The organism is Acidimicrobiia bacterium, from assembly GCA_036271555.1.
Lineage (GTDB): Bacteria > Actinomycetota > Acidimicrobiia > IMCC26256 > PALSA-610 > DATBAK01.
Map to the genome: position 1 here is coordinate 158889 of DATBAK010000019.1, position 22334 is coordinate 181222.

The window sequence follows — 22334 nt, forward strand, 5'->3', positions numbered from 1 at the left end:
AGCGCGCGAGCAGAGCGAGCGGCGCGGTCTCGGCCGCGGACTGACGCGTCGGGGACGGCGAAGCGTGCGAGCCCGACCAGTCAGACCCGCACGATACGCACGCGGTCGGTGTGACCGCGGCCGCGTCCCGGCGCGCCCGACACGACCGCGACCAGATCACCGCGCTTCACGATCGCGGCCGCGCGCGCGGCGTCGACGGCGAGCCGGTTCTGCGTCTCCGCGTCGGTGCAGCGCGCGAACGGCAGGGGATGCACCGAGCGCATCACACTGAGCCGCCCGAGCACGCGCGGGTCGAACGACAGCCCGACGATCGGCATCGACGGCCGGAACGCGGCGACGCGGCGCGCGGTCGTGCCCGACGCGGTCGGACACAGGATCGCGGCGACCTGGAGGTCCTCGGCCGCGAGCACGGACGCGTGCGCGACCGCCCAGCCGACGCGGTCGACCTCGTCGCCTCCGGCGATCGGGAGCACCGTCGCGCGGGGCCACGATTCCGCGGTCGCCGCGATGTCGGCCATCGTGCGCACCGCTTCGACGGGATGATCGCCGACCGCGGTCTCCTCGGAGAGCATGAGCGCGTCGGTGCCGTCGATCACCGCGTTCGCGACGTCGCTCACCTCGGCGCGCGTCGGGAGCGGTGAGCGGGTCATCGACTCGAGCATCTGGGTCGCGGTGATCACCGGCTTCCCGGCGCGGTTCGCGGCGCGGATGATGTCTTTCTGCAGGAACGGCACCTGACGCGCCGGAACCTGGATGCCGAGATCGCCGCGCGCGACCATCAGCGCGTCTGCGGCGTCGACGATCGCGTCGAGGTGCTGGAGCGCGGCCGCGGTCTCGATCTTGGCGACGATCGCAGGGCGGACGCCGCGCGCCGGGAGCCGCGCGCGCACGCCCGCGACGTCGTCCGCGGTCCGGACGAACGACACGCCGACGAAGTCGGCACGGACGCGGCGGGCGAGTGTGAGCGCGGCGTCGTCGTGCGCACCGAACGAGTCGACGTGCACCTCCGCGCTCGGAACGTGCATGCCCTTGTGGGACCGCAGCATCCCGCCCCGCACGATCTCGGTCTCGACGTCGTCGCCGACGACGCGCGTGGCCTGCAGCACGATCTCTCCGTCGGCGAGGAAGATGTCGTCGCCCGCGCGCAGCCACGTTGCGATCTGCGGAACCGTCGTACCGACACGGGTCGCGTCGCCGACGACCTCGCGATCGCCGCCGACGAGCGTGAAGGGGTTCCCGGTGTCGAGGTGGACGAGATCGCCTTCGACCGCGCCGGTGCGCAGCTTCGGTCCCGGCAGGTCGACGAGCACGCCGACCGTGCGGCCCGCCGTGTCGCACGCGGCTCGCGTGCGCGTGATCGCGTCCCGATGCGACGCCGCGCTTCCGTGCGCGGCGTTGACCCGCACGACGTCGACGCCCGCCGCGAGCAGGCGCGGCAACGTCGCCGGTTCCGCCGACGCCGGACCCAGCGTCGCCACGATCTTCACGCCTCGCATCCCGTTCCTCCGCCTCGGCTCGATCGCACCAGAATCGTCGGCGGTAGGGTCCGGGGCGTGGACCGCATCCTCGTGCCGGGCCTGCGCGCGCTCGGCGTGCACGGGGTGCTGCCCGAGGAACGGGAGCGGCCGCAGCCGTTCGAGGTGAGTCTCGAGCTGCACGTCGACCTCGCGAAGGCCGGCGCCAGCGACGACCTCGCCGACACCGTCGACTACGGCGCGGTGTGCGACGCGGTCGTGCGGATCGTCACCGACGAGAGCTACGCGTTGCTCGAACGACTCGCGACCCGCATCGCCGAGGCGTGCCGCGCCGACGAGCGGGTCACCGGCGTCGTCGTGGAGGTGCGCAAGCTGCGACCGCCGGTGAACGCCGAGGTCGACCACGTCGCGGTGCGCATCGAACGGTGACGGCGGTCGGAGCGGCGAGCGAGTCGACGATCACGATCGAGCTCGTCCGGGACGGCGAGACGCGACCATGACGGCGCGGCGCGCGTACCTCGCGCTCGGATCGAATCTCGGCGCGCGCGAGGAGTTCCTGCAATCGGCGGTCGACGCGCTGGCGCGCACGCCGGACGTCGCGGTTGCCGCGCTGTCGGATGTCTACGAGACGGATCCGGTGGGTGGGCCGGACCAGGGTCCGTACCTCAACGCCGTCGTCGCGATCGACACCGAGCTGAGCGCGCGCGAGCTGCTCGCGCTCGCGCACCGGCTCGAAGACGATGCCGACCGTGTGCGCGCCGAGCGGTGGGGGCCGCGCACGCTCGACGTCGACCTGCTGCTCGTAGGCGACGAGCGCATCCGGGAGCCCGACCTCGTCGTGCCCCATCCGCGCCTGTGGGAACGGGGCTTCGTGCTCGCGCCGCTGCACGACGTGGCCCCCGAGCTCGTCGTCGCTCCCGCCGGCGGACATCCGGGCGTGCGCCGGGTCGAGATCACACTGACGACAAAGGAACGAACGTGAGAACACGCCAGCGAGCGTGCGAGTCGGCGACCCGAAGGGGAGCCTGCGAAGGAGTGAGCGCAACGAGTGCGATCGAAGCTTCTCGATCGCGTTGTTCTCACGCGGTCGAAGGCGCGTGCGGAGCGAGCGTCGAGGCTCGCCAGCGAGCGTGCGAGTCGGCGACCCGAAGGGGAGCCGGCGAAGGAGTGAGCGCATGAGCGCGGTCTATGTATCCCGCCCGTTGCCGGCGCCCGGTCCCGATGCGCTGCGCGTCGCGGGCCTCGACGTGGAGCAGAACACCGAAGATCGTCCGCCGACGCGTGCCGAGCTGATCGCAGGTCTGCGCGGCAAGCAGGCGTTGCTGTGCCTGCTCACCGAGAAGGTCGACGCCGAGTTGCTCGACGCCGCGCCCGACTTGAGGATCGTCGCCAACCTCGCGGTCGGCTACGACAACGTCGACGTCGCCGCGGCCGCCGCGCGCGGTGTCGTCGTCACGAACACGCCCGACGTGCTCACCGAAGCGACGGCCGAGCTCACGTGGGCGCTCATCCTCGCCGCGGCGCGCCGCGTCGTCGAAGGCGACACGCTCGTCCGGCGCGGCGAGTGGAAGGGCTGGAGCCCGACCCAGCTGCTCGGCACCACGCTCGTCGGCAAGACGCTCGGCATCTTCGGCATGGGCAAGATCGGCGCCGCGGTCGCGCGACGCGCGGGCGGCTTCGGGATGCACGTCGTCTACACGAACCGCACGCGCAACGTCGCGCTCGAGGGCGAGCTCGGCGCGCGGCCGGTCACGTTCGACGAGCTGCTCGCGCAGTCGGATGTGCTCTCGCTGCACGCGCCGGCGACCGCGGAGACACGGCACGCGTTCGACGCCGCCGCGCTCTCGCGGCTGCGCCCGGGCGTGGTCTTCGTGAACACCGCGCGCGGTCCGCTCGTCGACGAAGCCGCGCTCGTCGGTGCGCTCCGCGAGGGCCGGATCGCGGCGGCGGGCCTCGACGTGTTCGAGCGCGAGCCCGCGCTCGCGCCGGGCCTGACCGAGCTCGGCAACGTCGTCGTGCTGCCGCACATCGGCTCCGCAACGCACGAGGCGCGGGGCGCGATGGTCGAGCTCTGCTGCCGCAACATCCTCGCGGTGCTCGCGGGCGAGCCGCCGATCACGCCGGTGCGCCCGCCGGCCTGAGCGCGACCGTCCCGCGCGAAACCGTGTCGAGCCCGTTGCGGGTACGGTGATCCGTCGTGGCCGAGGGGAATTCCGGGGCAACGTTCGCCCTCATCGGTCCGGGCCGCGCGGGTGCGACCGTCGCGCTCGCCCTCGTGGGCCGCGGCTACACCGCGGTGGCGGTCGCAGGGCGTTCGCCCGACGCGCCGTCGACCACTGCGACCGCGGCCTGCCTCGCGACGCAGCCCTCGCTCGTGTCGCACGCGGGGCGCGGCGCGGCGATCGTGATCATCGCGACCCCCGACGCCGCGATCGAAGGCGCCGCGCTCGCGGTCGCGCCGTCGCTCGAGCACGGCGCGCTCGTTCTGCACCTCGCGGGCTCGCTCGGCGTCGGGGTGTTCGACGACTTGAAGGCACGCCGTCCCGACGTGCGCGTCGGCGCGCTGCATCCGCTGCAGTCGATGCCGTCGGCGACGATGGGGCTCGACCGCCTGCCGGGTTCGTGGGCGGCGATCGCGGGTGACCCCCAGGTCGCCGACATCGCCGACGCGCTCGAGCTGCACACGTTCGAGGTATCCGATGAGCAGCGCGCGCGCTATCACGCGACCGCGGTGGTCGCGTCGAACCATCTCGTCGCGCTGCTCGGTCAGGTCGAGCGACTCGCGGCGGCCGCGGGCGTGCCGTTCGAGGCCTTCGCCCCGCTCGCGGAAGCGAGCCTCGCCAACGGCTTCGGCATGGGCGCGCGCGCCGCGCTCACCGGCCCGGTGGCGCGCGGCGACCTCGCGACCGTCACCGAGCACCTGCGCGAGCTCCCGCCCTCGGAGCGCGATGCGTACCGCGCCCTTGCGCGTGAAGCCGCCAAGCTCGCCGATACGCGCGACGACGCGCTCGACCGGCTGCTCGCCGACCTCGACCAGACGCCCGGGACCTCGCCTCGCGGCTCGCACGACGACACCAACTAGCCTGGTTCGACTGGGTTTCCGATCGTCCGGCACCCGAGCGGGCCGGAACGAGAGAGGTGCGATGGTCACGCTCATCGAGACGATCGAGGGCGTGCGGCGCGCCTGCGACGACGCGCGTGCGGCCGGGCGCACGGTCGGACTCGTGCCCACGATGGGCTACCTCCACGAGGGTCACCGCTCGCTCATGCGTCGGGCGCGCGCCGAAACGGATCTCGTCGTCGTGTCGATCTTCGTGAACCCGACGCAATTCGGTCCCAACGAGGATCTCGCGCGCTACCCGCGTGACCTTCCGGGCGATCTCGACGCGTGCCGCGCGGAAGGCGTCGACGTGGTGTTCGCGCCGAGCGTGGAGGAGATGTATCCCAACGGCGCGGCAACGACCGTGCACGTCGAGGGCGTGACGCGCGGGCTCTGTGGCGACCATCGTCCCGGCCACTTCGACGGCGTCACGACCGTCGTGGCGAAGCTCTTCGCGATCACCGGTCGGAGCCGCGCCTACTTCGGTCGCAAGGACGCGCAGCAGGTCGCGGTCGTCGCGCGCATGGCCGCCGATCTCGATCTGCCCGTCGAGGTCGTCGCGTGCCCGCTCGTGCGCGAGACCGACGGGCTCGCGCGCTCGAGCCGCAACGCGTACCTGGCGCCCGACGACCGCCGCGCCGCGCCCGTGCTGTTCAACGGTCTGCGCGCCGCCGCAGAGCTCGTGGCCGCGGGGGAGCGCGATCCGCAGCGCGTGATCGCCGCCGTCCGCGACGTCGTCGCAACCGAACCGCGCGTCGAGCTCGAGTACGTCGAGGCGCGCGACGCGGCGACGATGGCACCGATCGACCGCCTCGACGGCGACGTGCTCCTCGCGCTGGCCGCGCATCTCGGTGCGACCCGGCTCATCGACAACGTCGGCATTGCCGTGCGCGGCGACGCGGTCGAGGTCGACCTCGGCACGACCCCCGCCCCTAGTCTCGGATCCTCATGACCGACCTCCTCGTCCTCGGCAGCGGCGTCGCCGGGCTCACCGCCGCGCTGCACGCGCGCGCCGCGGGCCGGTCGGTGCTCGTACTGACGAAGGGCGAGCTGTCGCACTCGGCCACGCGCTTCGCGCAGGGCGGCGTGGCCGCCGCGCTCGAGGAACCCGACTCACCCGCGCTGCACCTCCAGGACACGCTCGTCGCGGGCGCCGGGCTGTGCGACGAAGCCGCGGTCGACGTGCTCGTGCGCGAGGGCCCGGCACGCGTGCGCGAGCTGGCAGAGCTCGGCGCCCGATTCGACGACGCCGACGGTCGCTGGCTGCTCGCGCGCGAGGGTGGCCACTCGCTCGCGCGGGTCGTGCACGCGGGCGGTGACGCGACCGGCGCGGAGATCGAGCGCGCGCTCGTCGCCGCAACGCTCCGCTCGGGCTGCGAGATCCGCGAGGGTTGGTTCGCGTTGTCGTTGCTCGTCGAAGGCGGTGAGTGCGCGGGCGTCGTCGCACTCGATCCGTCCGGCGCGCGCGTCGACGTGCGCGCGACCGACACGGTGATCGCGACCGGCGGAGCGGGGCAGTGTTTCGCGGTCACCACGAACCCCGCGCTCTCGACCGGCGACGGGATCGCGCTCGCGCTGCGCGCCGGGGTGGCGTGCGCCGACCTCGAGTTCGTGCAGTTCCACCCGACTGCGCTGCACCATCCCGCGATGCCGCGGCCATTGCTGTCGGAAGCGCTGCGCGGTGAGGGCGCGGTGCTGCGCGACGGCCAGGGCTTTGCGTTCATGCGCGACGTCCACCCGCTCGCCGACCTCGCGCCGCGCGACGTCGTCGCCCGCGCCATCCACGCACGGATGCACGCCGAGGGCGCGGAGCACGTGTGGCTCGACGCGACCGGGATCGCCGACTTCGAGCGGCACTTCCCGACGATCTGGAACGCGTGTCGGACGGTCGGCCTCGACCCCACCCGCGAGTGGCTGCCGGTCGCGCCGGCCGCGCACTACTTGTCGGGCGGTGTGCTCGCCGACCTCGACGGCGCGACCACGCTGCCCGGGCTCTGGACCTGCGGTGAGGCCGCGTGCAGCGGCGTGCACGGCGCCAACCGCCTCGCATCCAACTCGCTCCTCGACGGGCTCGTGTTCGGCGGTCGCGTCGTGGCCGCGGTCGAACGTGGCAAGCGGTACCCCGAGGCGACCGGCGCGCTCGCGCCGCTCCTCACGGTCGGTTTCACGGCGACGCGATCGGGGGGTGCGGATCCGGTCGCGCTCGACCCGAGCCAGCGCGAGCTGATCCAGGCGACGATGTCGATCGACGTCGGCGTCGTGCGCGACGCGGAGGGCCTTGCGCTCGCGGCGAAGTCGCTCGCCGCGCTGTCCGACGCGGCCACCGGCGCCGTCGATCCCACGACCGCGGCGTTCGAGGTTGCGAACCTGACGACGGTCGCGAGCGCGATCGTCGTCGGCGCAACCGCGCGGCACGAGTCGCGGGGCGCGCACACACGAGCCGACTTCCCCGCAACCGACGACGCGCAGCTCGGGCGCTACGTGCACGTGGCCGGCGAACCGCCGCGCTTCGTGCCGCTCACGACGGCCGGACGCTACGCACCGCTCACGGAGGGCCGGACCGCGTGAGCGCGTTCGACCCGCCCGCGCCGATCGTTCGCGACGCGGTCGAGCGCACGCTCGCCGAGGATCTCGGCGTGCTCGGCGACATCACCACGGTCGCGTGTATCGACGAGGACGCGGTCGCGTCGGCGCGCTTCGTCGCGCGCGTCGAGGGCGTCGTCGCGGGTACCGCACCCGCGATCGAGACGTTCCGCCAGATCGATCCCGACGTGGTCGTCGCCTGGCTCCTCCCCGACGGCTCGGCGGTCGAGCCCGGTGCCGAGATCGGCTCGGTGCAGGGCTCGCTCCGGTCGATCCTCGTCGCCGAGCGCACCGCGCTGAACTTCCTCACGCATCTGTCGGGTATCGCGACCATCACCCGCCGCTACGTGCGCGCGACCCACGGCCGCGCGCGGATCCTCGACACCCGCAAGACGCTTCCGGGGCTGCGCGCGTTCGAGAAGGCCGCGGTGCGCGCGGGCGGTGGGTTCAACCACCGTGAGTCGCTCTCGGACGCGGTGCTCATCAAGGACAACCATCTCGTCGGCCTCGGTGTCGTCGGCGCGGTCGAGCGCGCGCGGGCGCGATGGCCGAATCGCGTGATCGAGGTCGAGTGCGACTCGCTCGATCAGGTCGCAGAGGCGAAGACCGTCGCGCCCGACATCGTGCTCCTCGACAACATGAGCCCGGAGACCGTGCGTGAAGCGGTCGCGTTGCTCGGCGGCGTCGCGCGCACCGAGGTGAGCGGGACGGTCGCGCTCGACGCAGTCGCCGCGTACGCGGAAGCGGGTGCCGACTACATCTCGGTCGGCGCGCTGACGCACTCGGCGCGCGTGCTCGACATCGGACTCGACGTGGTGGGGGCCTGAACGATGTTGCTCGCGATCGACTCCGGCAACACGCAGACGGTCGTCGGCCTGTTCGACGACGAAGAGCTCGTCGACCACTGGCGCATCGCGACCGTCGCGGAACGCACCTCCGACGAGCTCGCGCTGATGATCCAGCAGTTCCTCGGCTTCCACGGCTTCTCGTTCGAGGCGAACATCACCGGCGTCTCGATCTCGTCGGGCGTGCCGATGGTCACGGCGGCGCTGCGCGCGATGACCGAGCGCTACTTCGGCTTCGCTCCGCTCGTCATCGAGCCCGGCATTCGTACGGGAATGCCGATCCTCTACGACAACCCGAAGGAGGTCGGCGCCGACCGAATCGCGAACGCAGTCGGTGCCTACGACCTCTACGGCGGCCCGTCGATCGTCGTCGACTTCGGAACCGCGACCACGATCGAGGCGGTGAGCGCGAAGGGCGAGTACCTCGGCGGCGCGATCTTCCCCGGCATCGAGATCTCGCTCGACGCGCTCTTCGGCCGCGCCGCGGGTCTGCGCCGCATCGAGCTCGTCGAGCCGAAGCACGTGATCGGGAAGTCGACGGTCGAGTCGATCCAATCGGGCGTGATCTACGGCTTCTCGGGTCAGGTCGACGCGCTCGTCGACCGCTTCCGCGCCGAGCTCGGAGAGTGCACGGTGATCGCGACCGGCGGCCTCGCGGAGCTCATCGGTCCGCACACGCGCAGCATCCAGCACTACGAGCCGTGGCTCACGCTGTTCGGGCTCCGCATCGTCTTCGAGAGGAACCGGTGAGCAATTCGGAGCAGCTCGATCCGCGCGACGAGCAGGCGCAGCGCCGGGCGAAGGTCGACGCGCTGCGCGACGCGGGCGTCGATCCGTATCCACTGCGCTTCGACCGCACCGCGACCGCGGGCCTCCTGCACGACCGGTACGACTCGCTGGCCGACGCCGAGGAGACCGACGTCGACGCGCGCGTCGCGGGCCGCGTCCTGTTGCGCCGGCAGCTGGGCAAGGGTCTCGTCTTCTTCACGATCCGCGATGCGAGCGGCACGATCCAGCTGTTCGTGTCGCGCTCGGTGATCGGTGACGACGCGTTCGGGCGCGTCGGCGACCTCGATCTCGGCGACTGGGTCGGCGCCGACGGCACGGTGATGAAGACGAAGGCCGGCGAGCTGTCGATCAAGGTGTCGGCGTGCGTGCTGCTCGCCAAGGCGATCCGACCGATGCCCGACAAGTGGCACGGGCTCAGCGACGTCGACACCCGCTACCGGCAGCGCTACGTCGACCTGATCGCGAACGACGACGCGCGCCGCGTGTTCGCGATCCGCTTCGCAGCCGTCGCCGCGATGCGCGCCTTCCTGCTCGACCGTGGCTACGTCGAGGTCGAGACGCCGATCCTCCAGCCGATCGCGGGTGGCGCGACCGCGAAGCCGTTCGTCACGCACCACAACGCGCTCGACGTCGACCTCTATCTGCGCATCGCGCCCGAGCTCTATCTCAAGCGCCTCATCGTCGGCGGGCTCGAGAAGGTGTTCGAGCTCGGTCGCGTGTTCCGCAACGAAGGCCTGTCGACGCGGCACAACACCGAGTTCACGATGCTCGAGCTGTACGAGGCGTTCGTCGACTACACCGACATCATGACGCTGACCGAGCAGCTCATCGGCACCGCCGCGATCGCCGCGCTCGGCACCACGAAGGTGGAGTGGGAGGGGAAGCAGTTCGACCTCGCGCCGCCGTGGCAACGCCGTCCGATGCTCGACCTCATTCGTGAGCACGCGGGCCTCGATCTCCACCCGAACCAGCCGATCGAAGAGCTGCGCAAGCATTGTGACGCGCTCGACATCCCGTACGAGCGGATCTGGGGAACGGGCAAGCTGATCCTCGAGATCTACGAGAAGACGACCGAGGCCAACATCGTGGGACCGACGTTCGTGTGCGACTACCCGCGTGAGGTGTCGCCCTTCGCGCGTCCGCACCGCGACGACCCCGCGCTCACCGAGCGGTTCGAGCTCATCGTCGGCGGGCGCGAGCTCGCCAACGCGTTCAGCGAGCTCAACGATCCGGTCGACCAGCTGCGACGCTTCGAGGCGCAGGCGCGGCTCAAGGAATCGGGTGACGAGGAAGCGCAGTGGGTCGACCACGACTACGTGCGCGCGCTCGAGTACGGCATGCCGCCGTGCGGCGGTCTCGGTATCGGCATCGACCGCGTGGTGATGTTGCTCGCGGGCATCACGTCGATCCGCGAGGTGATCCTGTTCCCGCAGCTGCGGCCCGAGGTCTGGGGACCCGACTCGTGAGGGTGCTCGTCACCGGCATGGGCGGTGAGCTCGGCACGCGCGTCGCGCAGCTCCTCGAGGCGGATCCGTCGGTCACCGAGATCGCGGGTGTCGACTTCGTGCCGCCGCGCCGGCGCCTCCGGCGCGCCGAGTTCCACCGCATCGACCCGATGCAGCACGACCGCATGCGCGACTTCGTGCTCGAGTTCGCCCCGACCGCCGTCGCGCACTTCGGTGTGTACGAGCCCGCGTCGCGCCTCGGGCCCGCGCAGGCCGCGGAGCGCACCGAGCACTGCACGATCGTCGCGCTCTCGGCGGCCGCGCGCGCCGGGAAGCTCGAGCGCGTCGTGCTCCGCAGCGGCCTCGAGGTCTACGGCCGCGGTCGCGGCGCGGCATCGGTGCCCGACGAGCAGGTGCCGCCCGAGCCCACGACTCCCTACGGGCAGACGCTGCTCCAAGTCGAAGCGGTCGCCGCGGGCCTCGGTCGCCGGCACGGCGTGTCGGTCGCGTCGCTGCGCTACGCGCCGGTCGTCGGTTCGCACGTGCCGAGCCCGATCGGCCGTCTCTTGCGGCTCCCGGTCGTGCCGGTGAGCGCGACGAGCGACCCGCCGTTCCAGCTGCTGCACCCCGAGGACGCGTGCGTCGCGATGGTGCGCGCGCTCATCGTCGGTTTCGACGGCCCGCTCAACATCGTCGGTGCTGGTGCCGCGAGCCCGTGGCAGGCCGTGCGCATGGGCGGCCGGCTCCCGCTGCCGGTGATGCCGGGCCTCTGGGGTTGGGCCGCGCGCGTCGTCGAGGTCGCGGGTGCCGCGATCGCACCCCACGTCGTCGAGCTCCTGCGCTCGGGTTGCACGGGGTCGGGTCAGCGCGCGCTCGACGCGCTCAGCATCGAAGAGCCGCGGTCGACGCAGCAGGTGCTGACCGAGCTCTATCAGTGGGCCGACATCGTGCCGCTCATCCCCGCGAAGGAAGCGGTCGCGTGACCGCCGGGATCGTGCGCGCGAACCGTGTGGGTCGAGCGCCGGGGATCGAAGTCGCATGAGCACGCTCGACGCCGACCGCACGTCCGATCCGCAACCATTGCCGACCGCACTGCGCCGGCGGTTCACGGGTCACTACCCGATCGACCCGTTCGGTCTCGACCCGCAGCTGTGCGACGCGACGGTTCCGGTCGTCGACGCGATGGTGCGCATCCGCGTCGACGGCGCGCAGCACCTGCCCGCGACCGGCGATGCGGTGCTCGTGATGAACCGCGGGCTCGGCGTGTTCGAGCCGACCGCGCTCGCGCTCGCGGTACGACGCGAGGTCGGACGCCGGTTGCGCGTCGTCGGCACGCCGGGCGTGCCGATCGTCGGCGGTCTGCTTCGCCGTCTCGGTTCGATCTCGGCGTCGCCCGAAGATCTCGGCGCGTGCCTGGCGGCCGGTCACCTGGTCGCGGTGCCGCTCGCGCCGACATGGTTCCGCAACGGCGCGGGCACACCGCCACTGCGACTCATGCAGGCGATGATGGGCTCGACCGTGCTCCCGGTCGCGGTGAAGCCGGGCGGCCCTTTGGGCACGCCGTTCGCGCCGTGGCGGGTCGTGATCGGCGAGCACATCGCGCTCGACGCCTCGTATCCCGCGGGTGACCCGCTCGGTGCCGCCGAGCTCGGCGAGGTCGCGCGCGCGGCCGTCGACGCGCTGCTCGCGGGGCGCGAGCCCGAGCACCCGACGCGCGGCACCGCGGGACTCGCGGCCGGGTAGCGACCGCGATGCCCGGCCACCATCGGTCCGAGGGCCGCCACCCAGCGTCTACCCTCTCCCGCACGCTCGGGAGGCTGGGAGGACTCACGTGCCGGAGGTGATCGCGTCCGACGGTGTCCAGATCGCGTACGACGCGTTCGGACGCCGCGACCGGAGCCCCGTCCTGATGATCCAGGGACTCGGCGCGGACTCCCGCGGCTGGGCCCTCCAGCGTGTGCGCTTCGGCCGTCGACACCGCTGCGTCGCTCCCGACAACCGGGGCGTCGGACGCTCCGACAAGCCGCCGGGTCCGTATTCGCTGTTCCAGATGGCCGAGGACGCGCTCGCGTGCCTCGACGCCGAGGGCATCGAGAGCGCGCACGTGATGGGCGCGTCGATGGGTGGTGTGATCGCGCAGATCATCGCCACCATCGCGCCCGAGCGCGTGCGTTCGCTCACGCTCGCGTGCACCGCGTGCCGCCATCACCCGTGGCGTCGCGAGCTGCTCGCCGACTGGTCGCGCGAGGTGTCGGAGCACGGCATGGGCGCGATGGCCGGCGACGCGCTCACCTGGCTCGTCGGTCCGCGCGTGCAGCGCCGTTTCGGTGTGCTGCTCAACGTGCTCGGACGCGTGGTGCTGCAGTCGCCGCCCGCGCCGTTCGTCGCGCAGGTCGAAGCGATCCTCGCGATGCCCGACGCGATGCGCGACGAGCTCGTGCAGATCGACACGCCGACGCTTATCATCACCGGCTCGCAGGACGCGCTCACGCCCGTGGGCGACGCCGAGGAGCTCGCGGAGCTCATCGCGGGCTCGCGGCTCGTCGTCGTGTCCGGCGCCGCGCACGGCGTCATGGCCGAGGCGCCGAACGCGTTCAACGACACCGTCCTGCGGTTCCTCGACGAGATCGACGCCCGCGACCACGACGAAGTCGCGGAGTCGGCCTAGACCGATCCCGGCACGCGGCGAGCGGAGCGAGCCGACGGTCTCGGTCGCGCCCGTCTCGCATCGTCGAGCGGCGGCGATTGACGGAACGGCGCGACGCGACCGGAGATCACGCCGCGTCCCGATCCAGCAGCAAGCGGTTCCAGACGACGCGCGCGCGACCCGTCGGCGGCAGGCTGCGGTTGCCGACGAGGCGCTTGACGATCATCGGCGCGACGACGCCGACTGCCGCGAGGGCGGCATCGCGACCGTGCACGCGCGCGACGACGGGCACGAGCAATGCGTCGGCGACGAGCACGCCGACCGCGGTCTCGCCGGCGATGCGACCGACGGCCATGCCGCCGAGCAGCACCCCCGCGCCGGCCGGCGCGGCGACCAGCAACGCGCCGATCGCGGGCGACAGCCCGCGTCCGCCCGCACCGCGCAACCACGGCGACCAGTTGTGCCCGCACACCGCAGCCGCCGCCGCGAGCGCGACCGCACGCGCGCCGTCGCGCCGCGCGAGCGCGGGGCCGACCGCGCCCTTCGCGACCTCGAACACGCCGGCGACCGCGAGTGGTCCGAAGCCCGCAACCTCGAACAGCCCGGTGCCGGAGACGGTGCCGCCGCCGTGCTCGCGCAGGTCGACGCCGCGCGTCGCGTGCGCGGCGATGTTGGAGAACGGAATCGACGCGGCGGCCCATCCCGCGAGCAGCGCTCGCGTCGTGCCGTGGCTCACCACTCCTCGGTGACCGCGCTGCTCGGGCACGTCACCTCGTACGCGCGCGACACGGTCGCGCGTCGGGTCACGTCGTAGCGTCGGCGCCGTCTCCGGTCGGCCAGGAGCCCGCCGAACGCACCGATCGCACCGCACCCCGCGCCCATTACCGGCGCGAGCAGCGCGGGATCGCCGAACGCGAGGCCGCCCGCGACCGCGCCGGCGACGACGCCTCCCATCGCGATCCAGTGCGCGACGCGACTCGGCGGCGGGGTCACCGCGACCGCCGGGTGCACGACCTGCAGGAGCGCGAGCGGGATGCCCTCTTCGTGCAGTTTCGGGATCGCGCGCCGGGCCGCGTCCTCGTTCGCGAAGGTCAGGAGCACGTGGGTTCCGGTGCCGTCGTGACGCTCATCGGCCCGTGCTCCCATGCCGTCGCCTTACCCCTGTGCAGGGCGTTTCACGGGCGCGCGTCGGACTCGTGCGGCGGGCGACGACGTTGGCGGCGCGCGCTCACGAGTTCCGCGGCAACGTCCCGCGGGTAGGTGCGGGTGGCGAAGACGAGCAGCACGCCGTTCGCGGCGAGGGCCGGCAGGAGGAGCAGGAGCGTGAGCTGCACACCGCGCACACCGCCGCCGCCGAGATGATCGGCCAGCGCACCCAAACCGATCGGGCCGGCCGCCTCCGCGATCGTCCGGGCGAGCGTGCGGACGCTCTGCGCCCGGCCCCACAGCTGCGGCACGATGACATCGAGCCGGACCGCGTCGAGGGGCGGGTTCGGCGCGGCCATGCCCGCAGCTCCGATCGTGAGCGCGGGCAGCGCGATCAAGAGCGAATGCGTGAGCAACGCGGGCACGAACGCGATGCTCGCAACGACGAACCCGACGATCGCGACGATGATCCGTCCGCTCGTCACGCCCCGGCGCGCGAGCCGGTCGGCCAGACGTCCGCCGCCGATGAGTCCGGCCACCGCGCCGACGCCGACGACCGGCAGGAGCAGCGCCGCCGTCGAGTTCGAGATCGAGTACTGCGCGGTGGCGAAGAGAACCGCGAAGAGCGTGATGCCGGACGAGAACAAGTAGCCGACGGTGCTCGCGACGATGATCGTCCGGTTCGTCTTGACGTCGAGGGTCGCGAGCATCGCCTCCGGCAGCGACAGCTCCTCGACGTCGCCGACGACGGCGTCGGGATCGGGCTCGACATGGTGCTCGACGATCTCGTGAACCACGGCGTCGGCGCCCGGCTCGGCCTCGATGTCCGCGGCGCCGCGCTCCGGTTCCGGAAAGCGCGCGAGCGCGAACGCGAGCACGAGGCCGAGCGCGCCGAAGAGCCAGTAGACCCAACGCCACGAGAGCGACGACACGATCACGCCGACGATGAGGAAGCCCGCGCCCACACCGACGAACTCGCCCGCCTGAATGAGTCCGAGCGCACGCGCGCGGTCGCGTCGCGCGAAGAGGTCGCCCGTGAGCGACACGATCGTCGTGTCGCCGGTCGCGGTCACGACGCCCAGGAACATACGCGAGATGAGCAGCATCGCGAAGGAGACCGCGAAGCCGCCGATCACCATTGCGACCGTCCAGAGTGCGACGCTCCCCGCGAGCAGCCGGACGCGATGCACGCGGTCGGTCACCACTCCGACGGGCACGGTCGCGATCGCGCTCACGACGCTGAACGCGCCCGCGAGCAGGCCGAGACCGAAGTGCGAGATCCCGAACGCGCGCTCGAGCGTCGGGCCGAGCGCGCCGATGCTGCCGCGATCCGCCTGGTTGAGCGCGAGCACCGCGGCGAGCATCACGATCGTGCCGCCCCCCGCGGAGACGGCACGGCGGTTGGTGCGCGCGTCGGTCATCCCGTGCGCTCTACCCGCTGTCACACCTGCGGCGAGGCTCGTCCGTGACGTCGACCCGCGCCACCGAGCAGTCGTCCCCCGAGCCGGTGAGCCCGAGCCGGTCGCGCAGCCCCCTGCGCCACCACGGCTTCCGGACGCTCGTGCTCGGCCAGGGCGTCTCCGCGTTCGGCGACTGGATGGGGACGGTCGCGATGATGGCGCTCGTTCTCGACCTGACCGGGTCGTCGACCGCGGTCGCGGGCATCCTCGTGCTCCGGCTGCTGCCCGCCGCGATCGCCGGTCCGGTCGCGACGCGCGTCACGCGCCGCTGGGACCGCCGCCGCGTCATGTTGGTGTCGGACCTTGCCCGCGCGGTCGTGGTCGCGATGGTGCCGTGGGTCCGGGCCGTGTGGTGGGTCTACACGTGGTCGTTCCTGCTCGAGGCCGGAAGCCTCGTGTTCCTGCCCGCGCGGGACGCGTCGGTGCCGTTCCTCGTCGACGACCGCGACCTCGAATCCGCCGACGGAATCCTGCTCGGGTCGTCGTACGGGTTGATCCCGGTAGGCGCCGGCGCCTTCGGCCTGATCTCGTTGCTCGTGCCCGGTGGCCGCGCCGCGCGCCTGCCGATGATCGTCGTGTTCGCGTTCGATGCCGCCACCTTCCTCTGGTCGTACGCGTGCATCGCGCGCATCCGCGAGCTCCACGAGCACGGCGCGCCCGCCCCCGAACGTGCCGACGACGACGGCGGCGGCCGCTTCCTCTCGGCGTTCCGCATCCCGCTGGTGCGCGAGCTCGCATGGTCGGCGCTGCTCGCGTCGCTCGGGATCGGCTGCCTGTTCTCGCTGGGCATCGTCTTCGTACGGTCGGTGCTCGGCGCGTCCGACGCGCAGTTCGCCGTGCTCGTCGCGTTGTTCGGCGTCGGTGCGGTCGTCGGCCTGCTCGTCCTCAAGGCGACGCGCTCACGCGGCGTCGCGACCGCGCGCGTGAGCCTGCTCGGACAAGGTGTCGTGATCGCGGTCATGAGCCTCGCGCCGTCGATCGCGTTCGCGTTCCTCGGCGCGGTCGCGTTCGGCGCGTTCACGGCCGCGACACTCGCCGCCGCGATGAGCGTGCTCCAGACCGACCTCACGGGTCATGATCGGATCGCCGCGTTCGCGGTGTTCCACGTGCTCATCCGCGTCGGGCTCGCGCTCTCGGCCGTCGGGGCCGGCATTGCGGCCGACCTCGTGCGCGGTGTCGACTGGCCCCTGTTCGGCCGCCTGGAACCGTCGCGCCTCGTGCTGTTGCTCGCGGGTGGCCTCGTCGTCGTCTCGACGATCACCGCGCACGCGTACGCGCTCGCCGGGTCGCGACGGGCGCCGGAGCCATGACGACGAGGAGGCCTCGCGTCTCGATGGTCGCGCTCGCCGCTCGGAAGTGAGTCCGGTCGGAGCCTGCGACCGGGCGACGCGTCAGGACTCGCGCAGCACCAGGCCGTCGACCATGTCGGCGAGTCGCGAGCACACGGTCGGGTCGAGCCCGTCGGCGCCGTCGAGCGATTCGGTCGCCTTCGTCGCGTGCGTGCGCGCGACGGCCATCGCGACGTTCACCGCGTCGCCCGCGGTCACGAGCTCGCGTGCGCGTGCGATCTGGTCCGTCTCGAGCGTGCGGCCGAGCAGCTCGCGCAGCTCCGCCGACTCCTTCACCGCCGCGATGACCGGCAGCGTGTACACACCCTCGAGCAGGTCGTTGCCGACCGGCTTGCCGAGCTCCGCCTCGGTGCGGGTGACGTCGAGCACGTCGTCGACGATCTGGAAGCACATGCCGAGATGCTGACCGAACGACGTCAACGCGTCGAGCGTCGGCGCGGGCGCGCCGCTGACCATGCCGCCGATGCGCGCCGCCGTCGCGAGCAGCGACGCGGTCTTGCCCTCGATCGCGGAGTAGTACGACTCCTCGGTGCGCGCCGGGTTGAACAGGTACTGCAGCTCGAGCACCTGGCCGCGGCAGAGCTCGCCGATCGTCGACGCGAGCAGCCCCGCGACGTCGGCGCCGAGCGACGCCGCGAGCACCGACGCCTGGGCGAGAAGGAAGTCGCCCGAGAGGATCGCCACGATGTTGCTCCAGCGCGCGTTCACGCTCGGCACGCCCCGCCGGGTCTCGGCCTCGTCGATGACGTCGTCGTGGTACAGCGACCCGAGGTGCACGAGCTCCACGGACGCGCCGCCGGTGACCGCGCGGTCGATCGTGGCCCGGTCGCCGGAGGGTCCGACGAGGGCGTACGCGGCGCAGAGGGTGAGCGTCGGCCGGAGCCGTTTCCCGCCCGCGCCGAGAAGATGAGAGGCCACGTCGCCGAGGAAGCGGTCGTCGACCCGGATGGCGGCCTGGAGCGCCGCCTCGACCCGGCCGAGGTCTTCTGGCAGCTCCGGGAGGCCGAGGTTCTCGACGAGCCCCATCGGGCCCACGCTAGGACCGGGGGGGAACAAGCGTCGACTCGGACCGGTTGATCACCCTCCTGCGGCCGAACTCGCACCAAAGTTGTGCTGGTTCCGGCCGATAGAATTGAAGAAACCCGGACATCCGGCCGTGCCGTCCATTCCGAACCCGGGTCGACGCGGCGCCTGAATCGGGACAACCCCACGAGAGGCGGAAGAGTGTTCGAGCGCTTTACCGACCGAGCCCGACGGGTGGTCGTCCTCGCGCAGGAGGAGGCTCGCCTCCTCAATCACAACTACATCGGCACGGAGCACATCCTGCTCGGGCTGATCCACGAGGGCGAAGGTGTCGCGGCGAAGGCGCTGGAGTCGTTGGGTATCTCGCTCGAGGCCGTGCGCGCGCAGGTCGAGGAGATCATCGGTCACGGCGGGTCGGCGCCGTCCGGGCACATCCCGTTCACGCCTCGTGCGAAGAAGGTCCTGGAGCTCTCGCTGCGAGAGGCGCTGCAGCTCGGACACAACTACATCGGCACCGAGCACATCCTGCTCGGGCTGATCCGCGAAGGCGAAGGCGTCGCCGCGCAGGTGCTCGTGAAGTTGGGCGCGGATCTCTCGCGTGTGCGCCAGCAGGTCATCCAGCTGCTCTCGGGTTACTCGGGCGGCAAGGAGACCGCGGGCGCGGCGCCGGGCGCGGCGGGCGGGCCGGAGAACCAGCCGTCGGGCTCGCTCGTGCTCGACCAGTTCGGTCGCAATCTCACGCAGCTCGCGCGCGACAAGAAGCTCGATCCCGTCATCGGTCGCGAGAAGGAGATCGAGCGGGTCATGCAGGTGCTGAGCCGGCGCACCAAGAACAACCCGGTGCTGATCGGCGAGCCCGGCGTCGGCAAGACCGCGATCGTCGAGGGCCTCGCGCAGAACATCGTCGAGGACGACGTCCCCGAGACGCTCCACGCGAAGCAGCTCTACACGCTCGACCTCGGCGCGCTGGTCGCGGGCTCCCGCTACCGCGGCGACTTCGAAGAGCGCCTGAAGAAGGTGCTGAAGGAGATCCGCACGCGCGGCGACATCATCCTCTTCATCGACGAGCTGCACACGCTCGTCGGCGCGGGTGCCGCCGAAGGCGCGATCGACGCGGCGTCGATCCTCAAGCCGATGCTCGCCCGCGGTGAGCTGCAGACGATCGGCGCGACGACGCTCGACGAGTACCGCAAGCACCTCGAGAAGGACGCTGCGCTCGAGCGCCGCTTCCAGCCGATCAAGGTCGACGAGCCGACCGTCGCGCACACCATCGAGATCCTGAAGGGTCTGCGGGATCGCTACGAGGCGCACCACCGTGTGACGATCACCGACCAGGCGATCGTCGCGGCCGCGAACCTCGCCGACCGCTACATCTCCGACCGTCACCTTCCCGACAAGGCGATCGACCTCATCGACGAGGCGGGCTCGCGCCTGCGCATCCGTCGCATGCAGGCGCCGCCCGACTACCGCGACCTCGAGGAGAAGATCGCGAGCGTCCGGCGCGAGAAGGAGAGCGCGATCGAGGCCCAGCAGTTCGAGCGGGCCGCGAACCTGCGCGACAAGGAGAAGGAGCTCCTCGAGCAGCGCCAGGCGAAGGAAGCCGAATGGCGTTCCGAGGGCGTCGACCTCTTCAACGAGGTGACGGAAGAGTCGGTCGCGGAAGTCCTCGCGCTCTGGACGGGCATCCCCGTCTACAAGCTCACCGAGGAAGAGACCGCCAAGCTGCTCCGCATGGAAGAGGAGCTGCACAAGCGGGTCGTCGGCCAGGACGCCGCGATCCACGCGGTCTCGCAGGCGATCCGCCGTACGCGCGCCGGCCTCAAGGACCCGAAGCGTCCGTCGGGCTCGTTCATCTTCCTCGGCCCCTCGGGCGTCGGGAAGACCGAGACCGCGAAGACGCTCGCCGAGTTCCTGTTCGGTGACGAGACCGCGATGGTGCAGCTCGACATGTCGGAGTACATGGAGAAGCACACCGTGTCCCGCCTCGTCGGCTCGCCTCCCGGCTACGTCGGTTACGACGAAGGCGGACAGCTCACCGAGGCCGTGCGGCGCAAGCCGTTCTCGGTCGTGCTGTTCGACGAGATCGAGAAGGCGCACCCGGACGTGTTCAACACGTTGCTGCAGATCCTCGAAGACGGACGCCTCACGGACGCGCAGGGGCGCACGGTCGACTTCAAGAACACCGTGATCATCATGACGTCGAACCTCGGCACCGCCGATCTCCGCAAGGCGAACGTCGGGTTCGTGAAGGCCGACGAGGCCGTCACGTACGAGCGCATGCGCGGCCGGGTGCACGAGGAGCTGAAGCGCAGCTTCCGTCCCGAGTTCCTGAACCGCATCGACGAGGTCATCGTCTTCCACGAGCTGAGCCAGGACGAGGTCACCGAGATCGTCGACCTGCTGATCAAGCGGGTGCAGAACCAGCTCGAGGGCCAGGGTCTCGGTCTCGAGCTCACGCCCGAAGCCAAGATCCTGCTCGCGCGGCGCGGCTACGACCCCTCGCTCGGGGCTCGGCCGTTGCGGCGGGCGATCCAGCAGCTGGTCGAGGATCCGCTGTCGGAGAAGATCCTGTGGAAGGAGTTCCACGCCGGCGAGACCGTCATCGTGGACGCGCTCGGCGACGAGATCACCTTCCGTCAGGTCGAAGGCTTCGAGCCGCCGCCGGTGGAGCTCGCGGGAAGCGGTTCGACCGAGGGCTGAGCGCCTAATTTCAGGGTGTGATTCGAACGAGAGCGCGCCGACTGGGCGCGCTCTCGCTCGCGTTCGGCGCGTTGATGTTGGGCGCGTGCCACGCGTCGGCATCGGTTGCGATCCGCGTCCACCCCGACGGCAGCGGCACGGTGACCGTCGCGGTGACGCTCGATCGCGCCGCGCGCGTCGCGCTCGCGGGTTCGTCGACGGCGCAACCGAACGTGCCCTTGTCCGATCTGCGAGCGCACGGCTGGTCGGTCGGCTCGTGGCGCAACGGCGCGAATGGCGGCACGTCGATCGCGCTGACGAAGGGGTTCCGCGGCGCCTCGGGCCTTGCGTCCGTGCTCTCGGATCTCGACGGTCGCGACGGCGCGTTGCGGAACGCGCGACTGACGCGTTCGCGTTCGTTGCTCCGCGATCGCGATTCGGTGTCGCTGCTCGCAGACCTGCGCGGACTGAAGCTTGGCGTCGCGGACGACGCACAGCTCGCGTCGCGGTTGCGAGCGGCGGGTGTCGACGTCGACGCGCTCGACCGCGGACTCCAGTCACAGCTCGGCACCGCGTTCGATCTCTCGGTCGACGTCACGTTGCCCGACGGCGCGCACCGCGCGGTCGACCTGAAGCCGGGCTCGATGCGCGAAGTGTCGGTCACGCGCACGAGCACGCACCTCGGCCGGCTGCTCGCGCTCGTGATCGCGGCCGGCGCCGCGCTGCTCGGACTGTTGATGCTCCTCGCCGCGGCACTGAACGCACGTCGAACCAGGCGGTTGTGATGCTGAACCTGCTGGAGCAGATCCGCGCCGCGCTCGACACGCTCGAGCCCCGGCTCGACGGGCGCATCGTCGACGTGGAGATGCCGCGCCTGTTCGTCGAGGCCGGCGATGTCGACGCGATGCACCGCGTGCTGGTCGCCGTGATCGGGCGCGGCGTCGACTCCTACGCGGGGACCATCACCGTGCGGACGGTGAAGTGGCGGGGCAAGGCGCGCCTCGAAGTGACAGGCGAGGCGGTGGCGTCGGACGCCGCCGGGTTCGACGAAGCCGCGATCGCGGACGACCTCGCCGTGCTCGCGGGCGCCGTCGGTACCGACGGTCCGGTCGGCTGGCTCGCGGTCCCGCTCGCGGGCGAGAACTCGGCGGAGTAGCTCGCGGCCTGCCGAACAGGCGTTCGGTCGCAGCGGTACAGTCGACCCGGTAATGACCGTGCGAGGAGATCGCGTGACGCTCATGCTCGACCAGACGCTGGTGCGCAACCTCCTGGAGCATCCCGCCGACTACCCGTGGCGGATGCAGAACGTCGGCCTGCTCTCGCTGCGACTCGACGAGCGGCGCGAGTACCGACTCCACGTCTGGGATCCGGAGGGCTGCGTGGGCGACCCGCCGGTGCACGACCACCCCTTCGACTTCGCGTCGACCGTGATCGCGGGTGAGCTCGTGAACACGCGCTACGGCGAGGATCCGAATGGCGTCGAGTACACGCGCCATCGGTACCGGACCGGCTCGGAAAGCGATCGCCGCACCGATTCGGTGCGGCTGACGGGGAGTGAGACCGTCCTCTCGTCGGGTGATCACTACCGGCAACGATCCGTCGAGCTGCACAGCAGCCGCCAGACTCCGGGCACGGTGACGCTCCTGCAGTTCGGGCCGGTCGAAGCCGGCGAGCTCACCGTGTGTCTCGCGCCGGGCGCGCCGTGGGTGGCGGTTGGCGCCCGGCCCGCGACCGCGGCCGAGGTGAAGCGCATCACCGGCGCGGCGTTGGATCAGCTCTCGGTCGCGTAGCGC

At 71.8% G+C, this 22334-nt stretch carries 22 protein-coding genes; 17 read left to right on the plus strand and 5 right to left on the minus strand.

What is annotated here, in order from left to right:
• Positions 1 to 80: 80 nt before the first annotated feature.
• Entirely contained in the window at positions 81 to 1496 is a 1416-nt protein-coding gene (pyk, locus tag VH914_06500; GenBank protein ID HEX4490839.1) for a pyruvate kinase, read from the minus strand.
• A gap of 57 nt (positions 1497 to 1553) precedes the next feature.
• Between pyk and folB the strand changes: the two genes are divergently transcribed.
• The 12 genes from folB (at position 1554) to VH914_06560 (ending at position 12905) form a co-directional block, all read left to right on the plus strand.
• Positions 1554 to 1904, plus strand: coding sequence for a dihydroneopterin aldolase (folB, locus tag VH914_06505; protein ID HEX4490840.1), 351 nt, complete (start codon positions 1554 to 1556; stop codon positions 1902 to 1904).
• Between the two features lie 67 nt (positions 1905 to 1971).
• On the plus strand, positions 1972 to 2457 hold the full coding sequence (gene folK, locus VH914_06510) for a 2-amino-4-hydroxy-6-hydroxymethyldihydropteridine diphosphokinase (GenBank protein HEX4490841.1): 486 nt from the start codon (positions 1972 to 1974) through the stop codon (positions 2455 to 2457).
• A 193-nt stretch (positions 2458 to 2650) separates the two neighbouring features.
• Positions 2651 to 3616, plus strand: coding sequence for a D-glycerate dehydrogenase (locus VH914_06515; GenBank protein HEX4490842.1), 966 nt, complete (start codon positions 2651 to 2653; stop codon positions 3614 to 3616).
• Between the two features lie 56 nt (positions 3617 to 3672).
• Positions 3673 to 4557, plus strand: coding sequence for a DUF2520 domain-containing protein (locus VH914_06520; GenBank protein HEX4490843.1), 885 nt, complete (start codon positions 3673 to 3675; stop codon positions 4555 to 4557).
• A 61-nt stretch (positions 4558 to 4618) separates the two neighbouring features.
• A complete protein-coding gene (panC, locus tag VH914_06525) occupies positions 4619 to 5527 on the plus strand; it encodes a pantoate--beta-alanine ligase (GenBank protein HEX4490844.1) in 909 nt (302 codons plus the stop codon).
• Positions 5524 to 7143 carry an L-aspartate oxidase gene (gene nadB / locus VH914_06530; protein HEX4490845.1) on the plus strand — a complete coding sequence of 540 codons (1620 nt, stop codon included), beginning with the start codon at positions 5524 to 5526 and terminating at the stop codon, positions 7141 to 7143. The genes panC and nadB overlap by 4 nt, the downstream gene beginning before the upstream one ends.
• Complete coding sequence (gene nadC / locus VH914_06535; GenBank protein ID HEX4490846.1) at positions 7140 to 7985, plus strand: carboxylating nicotinate-nucleotide diphosphorylase; 846 nt, start codon at positions 7140 to 7142, stop codon at positions 7983 to 7985. Before nadB ends, nadC begins: the two co-directional genes overlap by 4 nt.
• Before the next feature lie 3 nt (positions 7986 to 7988).
• Positions 7989 to 8753, plus strand: a complete 765-nt coding sequence (locus VH914_06540) for a type III pantothenate kinase (GenBank protein HEX4490847.1) — start codon at positions 7989 to 7991, stop codon at positions 8751 to 8753.
• Entirely contained in the window at positions 8750 to 10258 is a 1509-nt protein-coding gene (lysS, locus tag VH914_06545) for a lysine--tRNA ligase (protein ID HEX4490848.1), read from the plus strand. The genes VH914_06540 and lysS overlap by 4 nt, the downstream gene beginning before the upstream one ends.
• A complete protein-coding gene (locus VH914_06550; protein ID HEX4490849.1) occupies positions 10255 to 11220 on the plus strand; it encodes an NAD-dependent epimerase/dehydratase family protein in 966 nt (321 codons plus the stop codon). The genes lysS and VH914_06550 overlap by 4 nt, the downstream gene beginning before the upstream one ends.
• A gap of 55 nt (positions 11221 to 11275) precedes the next feature.
• Positions 11276 to 11980 (plus strand): hypothetical protein, encoded by a 705-nt coding sequence (locus tag VH914_06555; GenBank protein ID HEX4490850.1) that lies wholly within the window; start codon positions 11276 to 11278, stop codon positions 11978 to 11980.
• An 88-nt stretch (positions 11981 to 12068) separates the two neighbouring features.
• Entirely contained in the window at positions 12069 to 12905 is an 837-nt protein-coding gene (locus tag VH914_06560) for an alpha/beta fold hydrolase (protein HEX4490851.1), read from the plus strand.
• 106 nt (positions 12906 to 13011) lie between these two features.
• Here VH914_06560 and VH914_06565 read toward each other — a convergent pair whose 3' ends face one another.
• From VH914_06565 to VH914_06575, 3 genes are read right to left on the minus strand one after another with little or no spacing between them, the layout of a single operon-like run.
• Positions 13012 to 13650 (minus strand): glycerol-3-phosphate acyltransferase, encoded by a 639-nt coding sequence (locus tag VH914_06565; GenBank protein ID HEX4490852.1) that lies wholly within the window; start codon positions 13648 to 13650, stop codon positions 13012 to 13014.
• The gene (locus VH914_06570; GenBank protein HEX4490853.1) at positions 13617 to 14030 is read right to left on the minus strand and encodes a hypothetical protein; all 414 of its coding nucleotides are present in this window, start codon (positions 14028 to 14030) and stop codon (positions 13617 to 13619) included. The genes VH914_06565 and VH914_06570 overlap by 34 nt, the downstream gene beginning before the upstream one ends.
• A gap of 29 nt (positions 14031 to 14059) precedes the next feature.
• Positions 14060 to 15451 (minus strand): MFS transporter, encoded by a 1392-nt coding sequence (locus tag VH914_06575; GenBank protein HEX4490854.1) that lies wholly within the window; start codon positions 15449 to 15451, stop codon positions 14060 to 14062.
• A gap of 44 nt (positions 15452 to 15495) precedes the next feature.
• On the opposite strand from VH914_06575, the gene VH914_06580 reads away from it, so the two are divergent.
• Positions 15496 to 16800, plus strand: coding sequence for an MFS transporter (locus VH914_06580; protein HEX4490855.1), 1305 nt, complete (start codon positions 15496 to 15498; stop codon positions 16798 to 16800).
• Positions 16801 to 16881: 81 nt separating this feature from the next.
• On the opposite strand, the gene VH914_06585 is transcribed toward VH914_06580, so the two are convergent.
• Entirely contained in the window at positions 16882 to 17865 is a 984-nt protein-coding gene (locus tag VH914_06585; protein ID HEX4490856.1) for a polyprenyl synthetase family protein, read from the minus strand.
• A 198-nt stretch (positions 17866 to 18063) separates the two neighbouring features.
• On the opposite strand from VH914_06585, the gene VH914_06590 reads away from it, so the two are divergent.
• The 4 genes from VH914_06590 to VH914_06605 are packed head-to-tail and all read left to right on the plus strand — an operon-like array spanning position 18064 to position 22331.
• Positions 18064 to 20562: an ATP-dependent Clp protease ATP-binding subunit gene (locus VH914_06590; protein ID HEX4490857.1), complete on the plus strand. Its 2499-nt coding sequence runs from the start codon at positions 18064 to 18066 to the stop codon at positions 20560 to 20562.
• A 17-nt stretch (positions 20563 to 20579) separates the two neighbouring features.
• Positions 20580 to 21326, plus strand: coding sequence for a hypothetical protein (locus VH914_06595; protein ID HEX4490858.1), 747 nt, complete (start codon positions 20580 to 20582; stop codon positions 21324 to 21326).
• Entirely contained in the window at positions 21326 to 21697 is a 372-nt protein-coding gene (locus VH914_06600; protein HEX4490859.1) for a hypothetical protein, read from the plus strand. The genes VH914_06595 and VH914_06600 overlap by 1 nt, the downstream gene beginning before the upstream one ends.
• 52 nt (positions 21698 to 21749) lie before the next feature.
• Positions 21750 to 22331, plus strand: coding sequence for a hypothetical protein (locus VH914_06605; protein HEX4490860.1), 582 nt, complete (start codon positions 21750 to 21752; stop codon positions 22329 to 22331).
• Positions 22332 to 22334: the final 3 nt, after the last annotated feature.